The organism is Shewanella sp. NKUCC06_TVS, assembly GCF_019345515.1.
GTDB lineage: Bacteria > Pseudomonadota > Gammaproteobacteria > Enterobacterales > Shewanellaceae > Shewanella > Shewanella oncorhynchi.
In genome coordinates, this window is the sequence record NZ_JAHKQX010000006.1 from 229,209 (window position 1) to 245,948 (window position 16,740).

The 16,740-nt window shown below is 42.5% G+C and carries 18 protein-coding genes; 10 read left to right on the forward strand and 8 right to left on the reverse strand.

What is annotated here, in order from left to right:
- Positions 1-11 precede the first annotated feature (11 nt).
- On the forward strand, positions 12-722 hold the full coding sequence (locus tag KO531_RS09175; RefSeq protein WP_219250964.1) for a pirin family protein: 711 nt from the start codon (positions 12-14) through the stop codon (positions 720-722).
- 257 nt (positions 723-979) lie between these two features.
- On the opposite strand, the gene KO531_RS09180 is transcribed toward KO531_RS09175, so the two are convergent.
- From KO531_RS09180 to KO531_RS09200, 5 genes are all read right to left on the reverse strand, one after another.
- The gene (locus KO531_RS09180) at positions 980-1,504 is read right to left on the reverse strand and encodes a GNAT family N-acetyltransferase (RefSeq protein ID WP_219250965.1); all 525 of its coding nucleotides are present in this window, start codon (positions 1,502-1,504) and stop codon (positions 980-982) included.
- A gap of 166 nt (positions 1,505-1,670) precedes the next feature.
- Complete coding sequence (locus tag KO531_RS09185) at positions 1,671-2,192, reverse strand: GNAT family N-acetyltransferase (RefSeq protein ID WP_219250966.1); 522 nt, start codon at positions 2,190-2,192, stop codon at positions 1,671-1,673.
- A 186-nt stretch (positions 2,193-2,378) separates the two neighbouring features.
- Positions 2,379-2,681: a hypothetical protein gene (locus KO531_RS09190; protein WP_006082493.1), complete on the reverse strand. Its 303-nt coding sequence runs from the start codon at positions 2,679-2,681 to the stop codon at positions 2,379-2,381.
- A 126-nt stretch (positions 2,682-2,807) separates the two neighbouring features.
- Entirely contained in the window at positions 2,808-3,017 is a 210-nt protein-coding gene (locus tag KO531_RS09195; RefSeq protein ID WP_219250967.1) for a DUF3820 family protein, read from the reverse strand.
- A gap of 151 nt (positions 3,018-3,168) precedes the next feature.
- Positions 3,169-3,639 carry a GNAT family N-acetyltransferase gene (locus KO531_RS09200; RefSeq protein ID WP_105251887.1) on the reverse strand — a complete coding sequence of 157 codons (471 nt, stop codon included), beginning with the start codon at positions 3,637-3,639 and terminating at the stop codon, positions 3,169-3,171.
- 526 nt (positions 3,640-4,165) lie between these two features.
- On the opposite strand from KO531_RS09200, the gene KO531_RS09205 reads away from it, so the two are divergent.
- From KO531_RS09205 to KO531_RS09230, 6 genes are all read left to right on the forward strand, one after another.
- Complete coding sequence (locus KO531_RS09205; RefSeq protein WP_219250968.1) at positions 4,166-4,972, forward strand: AAA family ATPase; 807 nt, start codon at positions 4,166-4,168, stop codon at positions 4,970-4,972.
- Entirely contained in the window at positions 4,932-5,396 is a 465-nt protein-coding gene (locus KO531_RS09210; RefSeq protein ID WP_219250969.1) for a CopG family transcriptional regulator, read from the forward strand. The genes KO531_RS09205 and KO531_RS09210 overlap by 41 nt, the downstream gene beginning before the upstream one ends.
- Positions 5,397-5,645: 249 nt before the next feature.
- On the forward strand, positions 5,646-7,049 hold the full coding sequence (locus tag KO531_RS09215) for an extracellular solute-binding protein (protein ID WP_219250981.1): 1,404 nt from the start codon (positions 5,646-5,648) through the stop codon (positions 7,047-7,049).
- Complete coding sequence (locus KO531_RS09220) at positions 7,036-8,775, forward strand: GGDEF domain-containing protein (protein WP_219250970.1); 1,740 nt, start codon at positions 7,036-7,038, stop codon at positions 8,773-8,775. Before KO531_RS09215 ends, KO531_RS09220 begins: the two co-directional genes overlap by 14 nt.
- Positions 8,776-8,884: 109 nt before the next feature.
- On the forward strand, positions 8,885-9,709 hold the full coding sequence (locus KO531_RS09225; protein WP_028761268.1) for a M90 family metallopeptidase: 825 nt from the start codon (positions 8,885-8,887) through the stop codon (positions 9,707-9,709).
- A 24-nt stretch (positions 9,710-9,733) separates the two neighbouring features.
- Entirely contained in the window at positions 9,734-10,282 is a 549-nt protein-coding gene (locus KO531_RS09230) for a nuclear transport factor 2 family protein (RefSeq protein ID WP_219250972.1), read from the forward strand.
- A gap of 96 nt (positions 10,283-10,378) precedes the next feature.
- On the opposite strand, the gene KO531_RS09235 is transcribed toward KO531_RS09230, so the two are convergent.
- Together KO531_RS09235 and ltaE are read right to left on the reverse strand one after the other, a co-directional pair.
- The gene (locus KO531_RS09235; protein WP_212601117.1) at positions 10,379-11,854 is read right to left on the reverse strand and encodes an HDOD domain-containing protein; all 1,476 of its coding nucleotides are present in this window, start codon (positions 11,852-11,854) and stop codon (positions 10,379-10,381) included.
- Between the two features lie 194 nt (positions 11,855-12,048).
- Complete coding sequence (gene ltaE / locus KO531_RS09240; RefSeq protein WP_219250973.1) at positions 12,049-13,062, reverse strand: low-specificity L-threonine aldolase; 1,014 nt, start codon at positions 13,060-13,062, stop codon at positions 12,049-12,051.
- Between the two features lie 343 nt (positions 13,063-13,405).
- Between ltaE and KO531_RS09245 the strand changes: the two genes are divergently transcribed.
- From KO531_RS09245 to tpx, 3 genes are all read left to right on the forward strand, one after another.
- Positions 13,406-13,996, forward strand: a complete 591-nt coding sequence (locus tag KO531_RS09245) for an OmpA family protein (protein ID WP_219233944.1) — start codon at positions 13,406-13,408, stop codon at positions 13,994-13,996.
- 32 nt (positions 13,997-14,028) lie between these two features.
- The gene (locus KO531_RS09250; RefSeq protein WP_028761273.1) at positions 14,029-14,856 is read left to right on the forward strand and encodes a mechanosensitive ion channel domain-containing protein; all 828 of its coding nucleotides are present in this window, start codon (positions 14,029-14,031) and stop codon (positions 14,854-14,856) included.
- 123 nt (positions 14,857-14,979) lie between these two features.
- Positions 14,980-15,573 carry a thiol peroxidase gene (gene tpx / locus KO531_RS09255; protein ID WP_219250974.1) on the forward strand — a complete coding sequence of 198 codons (594 nt, stop codon included), beginning with the start codon at positions 14,980-14,982 and terminating at the stop codon, positions 15,571-15,573.
- 76 nt (positions 15,574-15,649) lie between these two features.
- Here the strand turns inward: tpx and KO531_RS09260 are convergent, their stop codons facing one another.
- On the reverse strand, positions 15,650-16,291 hold the full coding sequence (locus KO531_RS09260) for a trimeric intracellular cation channel family protein (protein WP_028761275.1): 642 nt from the start codon (positions 16,289-16,291) through the stop codon (positions 15,650-15,652).
- Between the last annotated feature and the right edge of the window lie 449 nt (positions 16,292-16,740).

A 16,740-nucleotide genomic window follows, 5' to 3' on the forward strand; every position in this document is an offset into this window, starting at 1 on the left:
GGGGAAGCAAGATGATCACATTAAGAAAAGCACAGGATCGCGGTCAAGCAGACTTAGGCTGGCTAAAGAGTCAACATACCTTCTCTTTCTCTAGCTATTATGACCCAGAGCACATGGGGATATCATCCCTAAGAGTCATCAACGATGACAGAGTGGCACCCGGCGCAGGTTTTGATACCCATGGTCATAAAGACATGGAGATCATCAGTTACGTAATATCCGGCACTATCGCTCACAAGGATAGCTTCGGCAATATCAAAACCTTACCCGCAGGTGAGTTTCAATTGATGTCCGCAGGTAAAGGCATTTACCACAGCGAGTTTAATGCCTCTAAAACCGAGCCGCTGCACTTTTTACAGATTTGGATCCGCCCAGATACTTTAGGCATAGATGCGGGTTATCAGCAAAAGGCATTTGAGCAAAGCTCACCACTGACGGCCGTGGTGACACCAAACGGTGAAAATGGCACGCTCAAAGTGCAACAAGATGCGACCCTATATCGTTTAGTGTTGAGTGAAGGCGAAAAAGTAACGATGAGTAGAAACGCCGCTCAAGCAAATCGTCATCTATATATTCAATTAATTGAAGGTACGTTGGATATCAATGGCACAACACTCACGGCTGGGGACGGCGCACATCTGACACAACTCGCGAGTGTCGACTTTACTGCGACAAGCGGCCCAGTTACCGCATTGGTGTTCGACTTGTCGCCTAACGCGTAATACAAATGATTTAACAAAGCGATTAAATAATGCGGCTTCACTATTTATTAGTTATTCGTTATTCGCAAACTACCAAGCAAACGATTGAGTAAGTGATTAGATGCCAGCTTAATAAGCACTCACCGAGAAGCACTGCCACAAGTCATCTTTGGCAGTGTTTTTTATTGGCGCTTCTATGGCGATGTTATAAGGCGATGTTATAAAGCAGTGCTAACGGCCTCGTTTAGCTAACCAGATCAGCACCTTGATAAGCTGAGTTAGAGGGCGAGCGTCATACTGAAGTTAACCAACACTTGAGCTTGGCCCTGTGCTTTATCCGTCGCATTCAAAAAACGCTTATGTTCATTACGACGAATACTGCGAAATCCCTGTTTCTCAAAAAAAGGCCGCGCGAGATAGGATGCTTCAACCGTTAATCGTTTCAGCGCTAAGATTTTAACTTCCTCAAACAACGCAAAATACAAAGAGGTAGCCACCCCAGAACGGGCATATTCTGGATGAACAAACAAACATTCCACTTCAGCAGCGGCTTCAACATCGCTGTCGGCGCCTATCTTAAGATTGATAAAACCCACCAGCATATTATCGGTTTCGGCAACCCAAATAGTGGTTCCCTGTAAGCGTTCAAGCCAATAACTCTCGCTGCGGGTCTCACCTTCAATATAAGCCCATGCAGAGCGCTCGGCGAAGGAGTAAAACTCACCAGAACCTTGCATTACACTCGCCTCAAAGATTGCCGCCAACTGCGAGACATCCGATGGCGTAAATAGTCGAATCTTCATTCTCTGCCCTCCATCTTGAATCATTAATTGACTTAGATTAACCGAATTCTAATTTAAGCTAAACAGTGCTTATTTAGTTAAATAGTGTCACTAAACGGCGTTAAGCTAATGTTTTACTGTGGAATACCTTACATCACTTTCTAGCTGAAACCATAGTAAACGCGCGTTAAATATTCTTTCCTATATTCTTTTCCATATAGAAACCGGGGATCACTTGCCCAAGTTTTTGCTGATAACTGCGCTGTATTTGAATAAATCCCATCCGAGTAAACAACCCTTTAGAGAGATAAGATGCGTCCAAGCTCAAGCGCACATAGCCTTGTGCCTTAGCCCAAGCTTCTAAAACAAGATAAGCGCGCTCACCTAATCCCTGACCTTGATAATCTGGATGTATATATAAGCTATCTAAGTAACCTTGACGGGGGAAATGGGTTTCGACATTGATAAAACCGCAACAAACTGAAGAAGCAGTCGCTTCATCTATGGCTAAAACCACCCACGCCTTCGAGCGACGTAACCGTAAATCCCAATGTTTAGCCGATCTTGGCGCCGCAGACCAAGCCATAAGCTGCGCCTGCGCATAACGAACATGGGTAATGCTGTGCACGCAAAGATGAAATAACTCACTCACTTCCCGTGCATAACATGACTGATAAGGCTGGATCTCGAACTGTTCAAACGCCATCACTTGAGTGATCCCCTGCTGAGTAATAACGGCTAGAAAAATAGCCGCTATTTTGCCGCCTTTGTCCCCATCGAGATAGTCACAAACTCAGATTTAGCGGCATTGAACGCTAAAAACAAAAACGGCCTCGAAAGTATCGAAGCCGCTGAATTACAGAGGCGCTCAGGTTAGCGCACTCGATACTACTGACTATTTCTTATCGATTTGGCCAACAAATAACAGTTTATCAAAGGTGCGGTTCAAGGTTTTGCTGGTGAATTCGTTCATCCACATTTGCTCAACCACAGCCACTTTATCGCCTTTGCTCACTTCAGTTTGAGGACCCGCGGCCCAAAAAGTGGTATCAGCTTCTTTAATCTGTACGTATGTGTAACCACCACCGTTCATCGTATCAACAACAGTACCTTCGTGGGTGACACCCTGAGCCCAAGCACTTGACATGCCTAACGCTAAAGTCGCTACTGCCGCTAATTTTACCCATTTTGCCATCATGCCTGCGTTCCTTTTGTTTTGCTAATATGCTGCATTAAAGCACGCTAAAAACAATAAATCGCTAATCTCTATCACGAAATACAACACTTATCGCAAAAGCAGTATTTTTCTTACAAAGAAGGGAACTCATTTCAACAGCGGTTTTAGCATGCCTTCTAAGCCATTAAGTTTGATTTCGTACATTAGGGCTAATTGCTCACCAAGTTTCCCCAGAGGAAAACCTTGCTTATGGAACCACACCAGATAAGGTTCGGGTAGTTCGAGCAACTTACGTCCAGCGTACTTACCAAAGGGCATTTTTTGATTAACAGCATCAATAAGGAGTTGCTGATCCATAGGTTGTTATCTCATACAGAACGTCACGATAATCCTACGGATGCTACAACATAAGCGAACGAATGTCGCCGTTAACTACACAAAAGTGACTATATACCCAAGGGCTAAAATACGTGCTAGCTAACACCTAAAAGGCATTCTCACACGAATATTAAGCGATAATTTTTAACAAATTAGGCCCTAAATTAGCGCAGGGAGCATACTGAAAACCATATTCACTACATAAGCGCTCATGCTCACCATGGGCGGTCATACTGACACAAGTTCCCGCACTCGCATGGTCATCAACAAAGGCCATCACCCGCTCAAGTATTATCTTTGCTAGCCCGTAGGATTGGTATTCGGGTAAGACAATAAAATCTTCAATCATCAAATGCCCGGGCTTATTGCCATAAACACACGCCGTTGCCAATAGATTAGACTTAGCGGCCCCAGCGCCGGCATGTTCCAATTCAGTCTTGTCACTTAATCGAATAGAGACCCAGAACAATGCCTGTACATCCGCAAGTTCAACGCCAATAGAAGGGAGGCCAACTGTGGCCCGCAGATTAAGTAGTTCATGAAATAACGGTGCAGTTTCAACGAGTTCAAACTTAATAGGCATAATAGTTTTGATATCCATTTGGCATCCCTTCTCCATGGTTGAAATTTCAAGCGATTTAGACGTCAGTCTATAGAGATGATAAAGCCAGCATTTGGCAGTTTGATGACAAGTGCCTCACCAAACAAGACCACTTTCGACTGAGAAGCTGATAATTTACTCAGATCAGTTAATAACATTTAGAAATATAAAATTAACATTTGTACCAAGGAAGAAATAAAAAACTACACCCTAAATCCTATGCACAGTTACCGATCACCACAAACAAACCTTTTAGCAGACGGATAACAGATAAAACAATGTAAAACCAATAAGATAACAAAAAAATTTCATAAATCCCTCGTTTCATCTTTTTTGTCAAATTAACGGCATATGACCAGATACTGACAGAAAAACGCCTACGACAATTTAATTAAAAAACGTCAAAAATCAGCCAATTGACCGAGATTAACATTAGGTTTACATTCGATTTCGGACATCAATGCGGATAGCTCCAAACACATCAACTCGCTGCACAAGGGTCATCAAAAGAATTAAGGAATGCGTCATGATAGTCTTAATCGGTGGAGAAAAAGGCGGCAGCGGTAAAAGTTGCTTGGCCCAAAATATAGCTGTATTTCTAACCACAGAATGTAGCGCCTCGGTCATTATGGTGGACTGCGATCCCCAGCGCACCACCTCTGATTGGATCCATGCAAGAAACAACAATCCGCAACTTGCCAGCATCAATTGCGTGCAGCTTTACGGTAAGATCCGTAATGACTTACTCAGTCTTGAGCAACACTATGATGTCGTTCTCGTCGACTGCGGTGGTCAAGATAACCTAGCGCTACGAGCAACCATGTCAGTCGCCGCTTACATTTTAATGCCCTTAAGACCTAAGCGCCGCGATTTAAAAACTGTGTGTCACATGGACGATATCGTCGCGACGTGTAAGATGATTAATCCCAAGTTACGGGCTTCTTTTGTGATCACCCAATGTCCAAGTCTACCCAATCAAGCTAACCGAATTTTAGAGGCCAAAGAAGTCTGTAAAACCTATGATATCCATGTCCTTGACGCGATAACTTACTGTCGCAATGTTTATGATGACAGTGAAGAATCAGGATTATCGGTAATTGAAATCGAGCCCACAGGAAAAGCAGCCGAAGAAATTCGCACTATCGCCTGTGAACTATTCCAAGTCGATTGTGCTGCCAGCTTAGCCAATCTCCTACATCCTGCAATACACGCTCAGGGGGTGAGTCAAATGCATCATCATTTGACCCATCAAACTCAATCCACTCACACGACTACTCAACGAAGGGGGCAAAATGGGACTCAGCGATCTCAAGAAAAACGCTATGTCATCTAGCAGCTTACAGCACTCGCTTTCGTTAGATGAGTTTATTGAAGCGGCAAACTTGTACGCAATGGGACAAAGTCTGAATAAGATAAGAAGCAATCTAGATCATAAAGCAGATGCAACTGTCACAAAAAACACAGGCTCACAGGCAAATCACATCACAACTGACATGGCCCAGAGCCATTCAAATGTGTTGAGCTTACACAAACAAAGCCTAGAAACAGACGTATTATTCCCGGCAAAAGTAGAAACTAAAACACACTATCGCAAAGCAACATTTTCCCTCAGTGAAGCGGCTATAACCCATCTTGCTACACTGGCAGAAGAAAGCACTATATCCAAATCAAAGCTGCTCCGACTCTTGATTGAACAACACTTCGACCTACCTATTGCCTTGAGGCAATTACGAGAACAACAACGCCAAAACCGTTAACGATTCGCACTACTCCCACCCTTTTCCGGTAACTTAGCTAAGATCGAGTTACCGGCTTTTTACTCAAAAAGTAAAAAACACAATAAAAACCATCATAAAATCGCGGCATAAGTTCTGATCCCACCTATCCTTAAATATACATAATGCTGAATTAATGATATTAACTCAGAGTCAATACGTAACATTAAGGTGTTATTTTTGTTAAACCGGATCGGATTTATTTTTCTTTGTTTAACCGCAGCGATAATGATGCCCTGTTACGCAGAATTTTCATTGGCACAAATCCCGCCGCTAACAAACAAAACCTCCATTACTTTGGTCGCTGAAAAAGGATTTTGGACCGACTATTTAACCCAAGAAATGTTACCTAAATTCACCGCAAAAACCGGCGTAAAAGTGCAAGTGGTCAGTACTGAATTAGAGGATATGTTTAACTTACAGACCCAGAATTTACTTCAAGGTTCAGGCAAATATGATTTACTCACAATGGAAGCGGGCTGGGCTAAAGAATGGGCTGCCAATGGTTATACAGTGCCCTTAATTGAACTCGCTAAACTTTACGATCCCGATGGCGAAAAGGCCATGGAGAAATACCTAGAACCCTATTACCCATCGCTACTTAACATCTTGTCCTATCAAGGTGAAATCCATGCTATTCCCTATAACAATTATGTTATGGGTAATCATTATCGAGCAGATCTCTTTGATAATAAAACTGAAAAAGCTCACTTTCTGCATCAGTTTGGCTATCCACTCGCACCAGCAAAAACCTTAACAGAGTTACGAGATCAAGCTCAGTTCTTCACTCGTAAAGCAGGCACTATATTGGCGGATAAAATACTGACTCATGACTTTTACGGTCTAGCGCTAATGTCGGGTGATAAGCCCCATATTAACGATGAATTCTCTAGCATGATTTGGAGCTTAGGTGGCACTTGGATGCAGCCCGTCTATAACAGCCAGAAACAGATCTCCCATTTTGAAGTGCCTACCATCAACCATGAAGCCATTGAAGCGGCCAAGCAATATCGCGAATTAATGCCCTATGCAGTTCCCGCTAACGAGCAGTTTGCTTTCAATGAAGCAGCTAATGCTATTGCGACAGGTCAAGCGGCAATGTGGCCTTTTGCCTACAATAATCTGTGGTATAAATCCTTTAAAGTTGAACAGAACATTCTCGGCGCGCGTCTAGCCGTAAGCCAAGTGCCTGGCGGTTATCCCTACAATGGCGCTTATGCCTTTGCCGTTAGCTACGACAGCAAAAACCCTCAAGCAGCCTATTGGCTGCTCAAATATATGGGCACCTATGAGGCACAACATGCCTATGCTATGGGTGGTGGTAATCCTTGTCGTATGGATGTAGTAACAGCCCCAGAATTTAAAGATGAATCTTTAAGAGGCATAGCAGGCGCATTTGAGGCAAGCCACATAGCCAATATGTTTTGGTCTACTAAGGTCTTGTCCTTTGGGCATTTCACCAGTACTGCCATGGGACAAATTTACCCTGAACTCAGCCACGCCTGTTTTAGCGCAAGCCGCAGACCCGCTAACAGTGAAGATATTTTCATTAAATTAAGTGCAGAGATAAAACACCTCCAAAATACCTATGGAGAGGTACCTGCTATTGACAAAGAAAATAATGCCAAGCACTAAACCACTGAAAAGTTTGAAACAAAAAATAACCTCAGCCTTCTATATCATAGTGGGCATGGCGCTATTAAATGGTGTTGTCGCCATATTACTGTCACAGCAACTCAAATCAGAAATTGAACACTTAGTCGGGGTAGATGTGGTAAAAGTCACCACCGCGCTGCAACTGGCAAAAAACAGTGAAAAACTACAAATCATTACTGCACGCTTGAATAACTATTATGATGAAAAACAAAGAACTAGCCTGTTAGGTGAACTTTCTGCACAATGGGAATTACTCATCAATGACTCACGACTACTGGCCTCAATAGAAACTTCTACTGTCAATAAGCAAGAATTAAATCACGCCTTAGATACTCAACTGTATTACTTACAACAACTGCCATTACTCAACACGTTAACCGATACTGCCTTACAAGCCAATTCACAGGCAGCCAATATTCAAGCCAACTTAACGTCAATGGCGTCGGGATTTAGCGATGAAATGCAAACCCAATTTCAGCGTATCAATACGGACTCTGAACGTCAGCTTAAGCTGAAAAACGTTGACCAGATTGCTTTAAATATCAATACCAATCAGCAGCTATCTTTATTTAGTCATCTAGGAGAACACTTATTTACCCAGTTAACTCAAGTGAATATCATCGACAATCTAGTTGAACTAAACCAAACCCAAAGAGATGCTATGCGACTACTGTTAAGCATGGAGGCTATGCTTGATAGTATCGGTGGCGATAAAAACTTATATTTTAATTTGTTATCACAAATAAAACAGACCATGGTCGGTGAAGACAACCTCTTTGAACTTTCTCGCAAAGCGATTAGAAGCACTCATATCGCCAATGCGCATTTAGAATACCAAGCAGATGCCGCACAAATCGTTGCGACCTATACGCAGGATCTCGTTAACCAAGTTGAAAATGAAATTCAGCAAACAGGCCGCGAACTTAAAAACGATAGCACCGCATTTATCGTATTGATTTTCTGCAGTGGCATCTTATATTGCTTCTTCATCTGGCTCACTAGTTGGCACTTTATCACTAAGGGAATCATCAAGCCTGTCATGGCGACTCGAGATGCAATGAATGCCATTGCCAATGAAAAACTCGACGCCAGAATGCCTGTCACTGATAACTTAGAGCTCCAGCAAATGGTGAGCTCCTTAGAGACATTAAAAAGCTATGCAGCTCAGGTTAAAGGCATGGCCGAAACCGACGGATTAACTGGCTGCTATAATCGCCGCTATTTAGATTTACAACTCCAAAAAGAATTAGAGTATGCAAGGGACCACAACATGCCCCTAGGTATAATTCTGTTTGATATTGATAATTTTAAACAATTTAACGACAGGTATGGTCATGTCGCAGGCGATCAATGTCTTAAGAAAATAGTGAATGCCACCAAATCGATCTTGAAACAACCCACTTACATGCTTGCCCGCTATGGCGGAGAGGAGTTCATGATAGTACTACCATCGAGCAATCTCGAGGAGGCATATCATTTTGCTGAAGTATTACGCAATAAAATCATCAGTTTAAAAATACCACATGAAGACTCCCCCCATGACGGCATACTGACCATCAGCGCTGGTATTACTTGCTGGGAGCGATCACAACCTATGGATACGAATAGCTTAATTAATCAAGCTGATGAGGCTCTCTATCACGCCAAACTAACAGGTCGCAATCGTACAGAGACACGACTAAACCAACCTGTTCGCTATTCCTAACCATAAAATGCGGCGACTGTTCAGTTTCTTTTTTCACCAGAGGATTGAGTTAAGCTGACTTCACCCCCATTAGCTAATACTAAGTTAATCAGGATAAAGTCAGGGAAGTATGCTCGCTATTGTTATCACGCTTATTCTAGGAATTGGCGCAATTACCTGGCTACTGTCGAGTCGTTGGCGCAAGACCTTACATCGTCGACGAGTCACGATGAAACCTTTTCCAAAAGAATGGCGCAGCATTCTCAAAAAAAGACTGCCTTACTTCCATGCTCTACCCGCAGATCTACAACTGCAACTCAAACGGCATATCCAAATTTTCATCGATGAAAAAGTCTTTATCGGCTGCGATAATTTTGAGATCACGGATGAAGTAAGAGTCACAATCGCGGCCCAAGCCTGTCTACTGCTACTCAATCGTAAAACCGACTTTTACCCCAAACTGAAACAGATTTTGGTCTATCCCGATGCCTTTATCGTCAATAATCAACATAAAGACACTAGCGGTATCGTGTGGGAACAACGCAATGTGCTGGCAGGGGAATCATGGGAATACGGTAAAGTTGTGCTCTCATGGAGAAATACTCTAGACGGCGCCGCCGATCCCCATGATGGTAATAATGTCGTAATCCATGAGTTTGCCCATCAGCTCGATCAAGAAGATGGCCAAGCCAATGGCGCACCCATTCTGCAGCATTTTGCCGACTACAGCACTTGGTCTGAAGTGCTAAGTAGGGAATTTACCCAATTACAACACAGTGCAAATTTTGGCACGCCCTCATTATTTAATTATTATGGTGCGACTAATCCCGCTGAGTTTTTTGCCGTCATCACCGAAGTCTTTTTTGAGAAACCAGAGGATTTTTACCAACAACACCCAGACTTGTATAGAGAACTGAGCCGCTTTTATCAACTCGATCCGATAAACTGGCATTAACCCATAAAAGTAGAGGCACGCAAAATGCTCAAAGACACTCATGCATTCTCAGTTAAAGGTTCCAATATTAATCGCGCTACCTTGGGGTTACTGCTCAGCGCGTTAATGCTTGGCGGCCTTAATGTAAGCGTACAGGCACAGGACTCGCTAACACAAAGCACTCAAACGACTTCGAATCCTGATCAACAAGCGGCGGCTCACGTATTAGATTTACTCAACCAATATTCAAGCGATGCCAATTGGGATAAATACTTTGCCCTGTACCGAAAAGACGGCATTTTTATTGGCACGGATGCGAGTGAGCGCTGGGGAATGGCGGAATTTGAACGTTACTCCCGCCCCACAAAAGGTTGGCGCTATGATTTAACTGAGCGTCATTTAATCCAACACGGCAATGTCATATTGTTTGACGAGTTATTAAATAGTCCAGCCTATGGCGTCAGTCGAGGAACAGGCACTTTAATCAAAACCAATGGCAACTGGGAAATAGCGCAATACCATTTAAGCTTTCCCATTCCTAATGAGGTAGCTAAGCAAATAACTGCCGAGATTAAAGCCGTAAACAAACAATAGCGCAGCACTCCCCAAAATACGGTTTGAAAGAGTGCAATTTCGAAAGAATACAGTTTGAAATTAAATTACTAAAAAACAATACCTTAAGTTATATCACTATCTCAGAGACACAGTAAAACACACATTAGCTAATTGGGAGAAGTGGATGAAACTTTGAAAATCCACGTCTTCAAATGCCCTTTCCGAAGGGCCCCTATCCGCGTAATAAAACCCGATCACTTTACTATCGACTAATAATGGCGCCAATAAAAAGCCTTGACGTGACACATGTCGCGCTTGTAATTCTTTACACTGCTCTTGCCATTTCTTAGAGCTAGGATCATCTACCCAAAGCGGTAACTTATGCTCCATCGCTTGGTAAAATAATCCCCGCCTATCGCTCAAATCGATAATAAACTCTTGCTTAATGGCATCGGCATCACGACCTAATATCACTCTAGGTTGAAGTTGTTTACGGCTTGGTGACAATAACAGCACGCCGCACCGGTCAACACCAACGCCCTCAAGTATACCTTCGAGAACCGTTTGCATGATTTGGTTAAAATCGGCTTTATTAATGGCGAAGCCTGTTAATTCTCGTAGCTTAGCTAACTGAATATTCAAGTTAACTTGATAGACAGGCATATCTAACGGAATGGGAAGTGGAACAGGTTTAACTGTGACCATACGCTTAGGATCAGGTAGATAGTCTAGCAACACCTTAGCACCATATACTTCAGCTAACTTATGGGTCGCATTCGCGCAGCGTTGCATCCGCACCATAAACTCATTCTCTTCTAGTCCAGTAAAACTCGCCGCTTGCGTGATACGTTTCCCTAATTCCTGCTTATCAAGATTAGGTTGAGATAAAATATCGCAGAGCTTATCCGCAATAAAAATAGACCGAATTTCAGGTCTTTGGTCTTCAGGATTATTAACTGCATGGACCAACAGTTCTCCCAATCCCCAATTGCGGGCAATACTTTGAGTTAATAGTGAAAAAGAAGTGCCGAGGGCTTCGCGGGTTATACTTCGTTCCTCTGCTGGCGTTACACATTCACGCAGTTTTAGATCTAACTCTTCGGTGAACTCACCACCAATACTCCAAAAAGCACTCTCACCTATGTGATACAGTAAAGAGGCTATAAAAGCTTCCTCCTGCATTTCTTCGTCATAATGGCTCAACATCATCCGTGCAATCATGGCGGCTTGAAATGCTTTAGCCATCAACTTTATTAATCTTTGATATACGTTAGGTGCCAAATTTTTACTCTCTAACAAGCTTGAGAGTAACTTGGCTGTGATACAGATATTTCGCACCGCATCGAAACCAAGCACTATAGCCGCTCGGCTGACAGTAGAGATTTGGCTACTACCTTTATGGTAAATAGCGCTATTAGCAACTCGAAGAATACGAGAGGTTAAGGCGTTATCATGCATCACGCTACGCCCGAGTAATGCGAGAGAGGAAACGTCATCCTTGGCGAGCTTTTCTAGCGATTTAACAGTCGAACACAGTGCTGGCATTTCCAATTCACTGATCCGATTTGTCCAATAATCGACCCCTTTATTAGTATTGTTATTAGGCTTCAACCTAAAGTTACCTTAGCGATATAATCTTGTTGTTTTTAGTATAGATAAACGCAAACATTTCGCCTGTTGTCTAAAGCTTGTTTTAGCAAATCATTCATTAATTGCTTAATAATTCAACATTAAGCAATGCCTGCCTATAAAAATGCCCAAGACAAAGCTCGGGCATTTCAGTAAAACAGAAAATCAATCCACACTTAGGCTTTGAGGTACTGCTTAACAACACGCAACACTTTATCTATGTCCTGACGGCTGACATCTTTATGAGTCACAAGCCGAAGCGTACGCCCTGGGCTTATCAGGATGCCTTCCGCTCGACAGTGTTTAGCCAATAAGTTCGCATCAATATGGGATGCTAATGTAACAAATAACATATTAGTTTGTACTGCGGCTAAATTGACCTCGAACTCACTGAATTCTGCCAACTGCCGAGCTAAGTACGCTGCATTGTCATGATCTTCACTAAGCCGTTGTACTTGCTCAGTTAAAGCAAGCTTACCCGCAGCGGCAAGTATCCCAGCTTGACGCATGCCACCACCAAGCATTTTACGCCAACGAATGGCTTTCTTAATCAAGCGTTCATCACCTAAGAGTAATGAGCCGACTGGCGCACATAATCCTTTGGATAAACAAATCGACACTGAATCAAAGTGCGCCGTGATATCACTTATTGCAATATTCTGCGCCACCGCAGCATTGGCAACTCGCGCACCGTCTAAATGAATTTTTAATCCGCGATTAAAGGCTAATGCCTGCGCATCCGCCAAATAGCTTTGCGGGAGAACCTTACCGCCAATCGTATTATCTAAACTAAGCAAACGAGTACGAGCAAAATGGATATCATCAGGCTTAATTGCGGCTTCAATGTCAGCTAATGCAATAGTGCCATCTAATTGATTCATTAAAGGTTGAGGTTGAATGCTGCCTAGGACAGCGGCGCCGCCGCCCTCGAACTTATAATTGTGAGCCTGCTGACCGCACAGGTACTCATCTCCACGATCACAATGGGCCATCAAAGCCAATAAATTTGCTTGAGTACCCGAACAGGTAAATAATGCACTTTCAAAGCCAAACATCTCCGCAGCCATATCCTGCAAACTATTTACCGTAGGGTCATCACCGTAAACATCATCACCCACTTCGGCTCTGGACATGGCTAACCGCATGGCTGCTGTTGGCTGGGTAACAGTATCACTGCGTAAATCTATCATCTTGTCCTCAACTTAAAGTTTGGTTGGCGCATAATGGGCTCAAGACTCTAGCGCTAAAGGCTTATTTTGTATAGTTTATCGTCATACTTGTCGACAAATTTACCGATGTAGAACCTCGCTCATGCTTGAAGCAAGTATTGACATACTGACATCTACTAATAAAAACATAAATATACTCAATATCTTGCCGATATCTATCTGTCGATGTATGGACGCTTGTACGCGTTTAGCTTGGCGAAAAGAGTCTTACTCGTTAGAATGCCACACTAAGATGGTCATGCTACAACAATGCGATCGCTTTAGTAATTTTGACTAATACTTATCGTTCAATAGGTGATTTGTAGTGAAAAACTCCCAATCTCGATGGATTCAGCTAGCGCTTTTGCTATTAAGTTTAAGCCTAACATCACAGGTATTTGCTTGGTCTGATACTGACCGAGATGGAGTGCCAGATATCAAAGATGCCTGTCCTAACACAGAGCCAAATACACCTGTTATGGCTAATGGTTGTGTGGAAGAAGCCGCTGTGGAAATGACTGCATCACCAGTTTGCGATATGAGTCATTCAAATGCTGAGTTAAACACAGATTGTCATAATATTTCTGCAGCTATGGTGTATTTTGAATTTGCCATTGCCGAGGTTGACTTTTCTCAATGGAAAACTTTAGCCTTAGTAAAAGCATTCTTAGAAACAAATGATGCTGAATTAACCTTAGTAGGCCACACAGATATCGTTGGTACACCAGAGTTTAATTATCAACTATCACTTCAACGGGCTCAAAATGTAAAACGTATTTTGGTTGAAGATTATGGCTTTAATCCAAATCGCTTTACCGTAATGGGTAAAGGTATATCTGAACCTGTAGCGGACAACCGTTCTAGCGAAGGGCGCAGTTTAAATCGACGAGTAGAATTTATCGTCAATAATAAATAGTTTTTGTTAGCGTATATTTAGGGAGTTATTCAATGGAAAACCTCGAAGGTTTATTAAAGCAAGCACCAGATCTGATTGTGACTTATGGCTTAAAAACATTATTCGCCATTATCATCTTCTTCGTTGGTAAATACTTTGCGGGCGTAGCACAGAAGCTTGTTCGTAAATTACTGAACAGCCGTAAAGTTGATCCGACAGTCGTTTCATTTGTCGCGAACCTCGCTTGGGCAGTGGTATTTGTTTTCGCGGTTATTGCTACGTTAGGCCAAATTGGCGTACAAACCGCATCACTGGTAGCCGTTATCGGTGCTGCAGGTTTAGCAATAGGCTTAGCGCTACAAGGTTCTCTGTCTAATTTTGCATCAGGTGTGTTAATGGTGTTATTCCGCCCTTGCCGCGTAGGTGACTATATTGAAGCTGCAGGTATCGCCGGCACTGTTGATGAAATAACCATATTCTCAACCAAGCTTCGCACTCCTGATAATAAAGTTATCGTAGCGCCAAACTCATCTATCATGAATGGCACTATCACTAACTACTCAGCGATGGATAGTCGTCGTATCGATTTAGTGATTGGCGTATCTTATTCCGCCGATATCGCACTCACTAAAAAAGTATTGACCGATATTTTAGATAACAACCAGTATGTGTTAAAAGATCCAGCATATACAGTTGGACTTTCTGAATTGGCTAGCTCTTCAATCAATTTCGTGGTTCGTCCTTGGGTAAAAACATCTGATTATTGGACTGCACGTTTCCAACTGCTTGAACAAATAAAAAATGCATTAGACGCTGCAGATATCGGTATTCCATTTCCACAAATGGATATTCATGTCAAAGAATTGCCGCTAAGCAAATAACAATTAGTGGATAAAAAAGGTCGGTAATTACCGACCTTTTTTTATGGTTCTACGCATCATTTTAGCGTACCTTAATGGACAGATATTAGCGAAGGCACAGATATTCATGTGTGAGGAAATCCAATGCAAAAATATGTTTCATTTTTAGCCGCAAGCTGTATTTATAGCCTAGTTCTGATGAGTCCCAATACACTCGCCAGTGAGAAAACACAGGTTTTAATGGGTGAAAAAACAGTCACCTTAGAAGGGAAAAGACCAAAATTGTCGCAAATGGCACCGGGGTTTAAAGTCGTTGATGAGCATTTCTCGCCAGTGATGCTAAGTGATTTTAAGGGTAAAACGGTACTAATAAGTGCCGTGCCAAGCCTAGATACAGGTGTTTGCGCACTGCAGACGAAGCGCTTCAATAGCGAAGTTGGCCATTTTTCCGATGACGTCATCATGCTAACGATCAGTACCGATTTACCCTTCGCACAGAAGCGTTTCTGTAAAGTGGAAAACGTAGATAAAATCAAAGTGCTATCAGATAGCGTGTGGCGTGATTTTGGTGAAAAGTATGGTTTGTTAATTCAAGATTACGGCTTGCTGGCTAGAGCCATTTTCATCATAGATGCAGAAGGTAAGCTCCAATACCAAGAGTTAGTACCAAACATCACAGAGCATCCTAACTATGATGCTGCCCTTGAAGCCTTGAAAACCCTGCAAGCCCGGCAGTAATTCACAGCTAAAAAACAGGGCAGCCTTAGCTGCCCTTTTGTTTAACGGTTCTATTTCTACGATTTGGTTTTACGATTTAATGTGTATGCTGATCGCCACTGGATTGGTAGTCAAAGGTCGGCATAGACCAATGATATCGCAGCGCCAACATCCGTAAGCTAAAACCAACGCTTAAACAAATAACCAGATTAATCCATTCCGTTAACTGATAGGCTTTTAAGACGATATACAAGCCTGCCGTCAGTAATGAAATCACCGCATAGAGTTCTTTTTTAAAAATCAAAGGCACTTGGTTACACAGAATATCGCGGATAACGCCACCAAAGACACCTGTGACCAATCCCATAACTACGGCTATTGTTGGGCTAAATCCCAGCATTAGCGTCTTTTGTGCGCCCACGATGGAGAATACGGCTAAGCCTAAGGCATCAATAGCCAAAAATAACTTAGACAGATAACGCATCACAGGGGCGATAGCGACAGTGAGCAAAGAAGCGAATGCAATCGCAATAAGGTAATGCACATGCTCAACCCAAATTAAGGGGTAATTTCCGAGCATCATATCCCTTAGTGTGCCGCCACCAATTGCCGTTGCGCAGCCAATGATCACCACACCAAACAAATCCATCTGCTTGCGGCCAGCCGCCAGAGCGCCCGTCATCGCCTCGGCAATAATCCCAATCAGCCAAAGTAATCCAATAATCTGCGTCTCATGCATCTTTGCTACTACCAACAACTCAAAGAATTGATTCTGCCTGATAACCTCTCAGTTCTATAATGATTTTATTTTGAATTCATCATTAGAAAAATTAATTCATCATCTTATTAATAATCTGATGCAGGCTCCTACAACCTTATTAAGTTACAGGATAAATATTATACAAAATAGTCAGTTATAAAAATGTTACTTTCACATTGTCACCTATGAAAATAGAATTTTTAATAAGTATTAATAACGTAAATCTAATCAGATGATAAATAACTGCAGATCATCTAATACCGTGGACAAAAAGCATAAAAATCAACCACAAAAAAGCGGCCCTTAGGCCGCTTAATGTTCATTCAAACTGAATCAGAACTATTTAACCTGAACTCGGGATAAGAAATGTTGAACTAATAGCCCTCCAAGTGATCGGATCTTTCGACCAAGAGAAACCCCATCACACC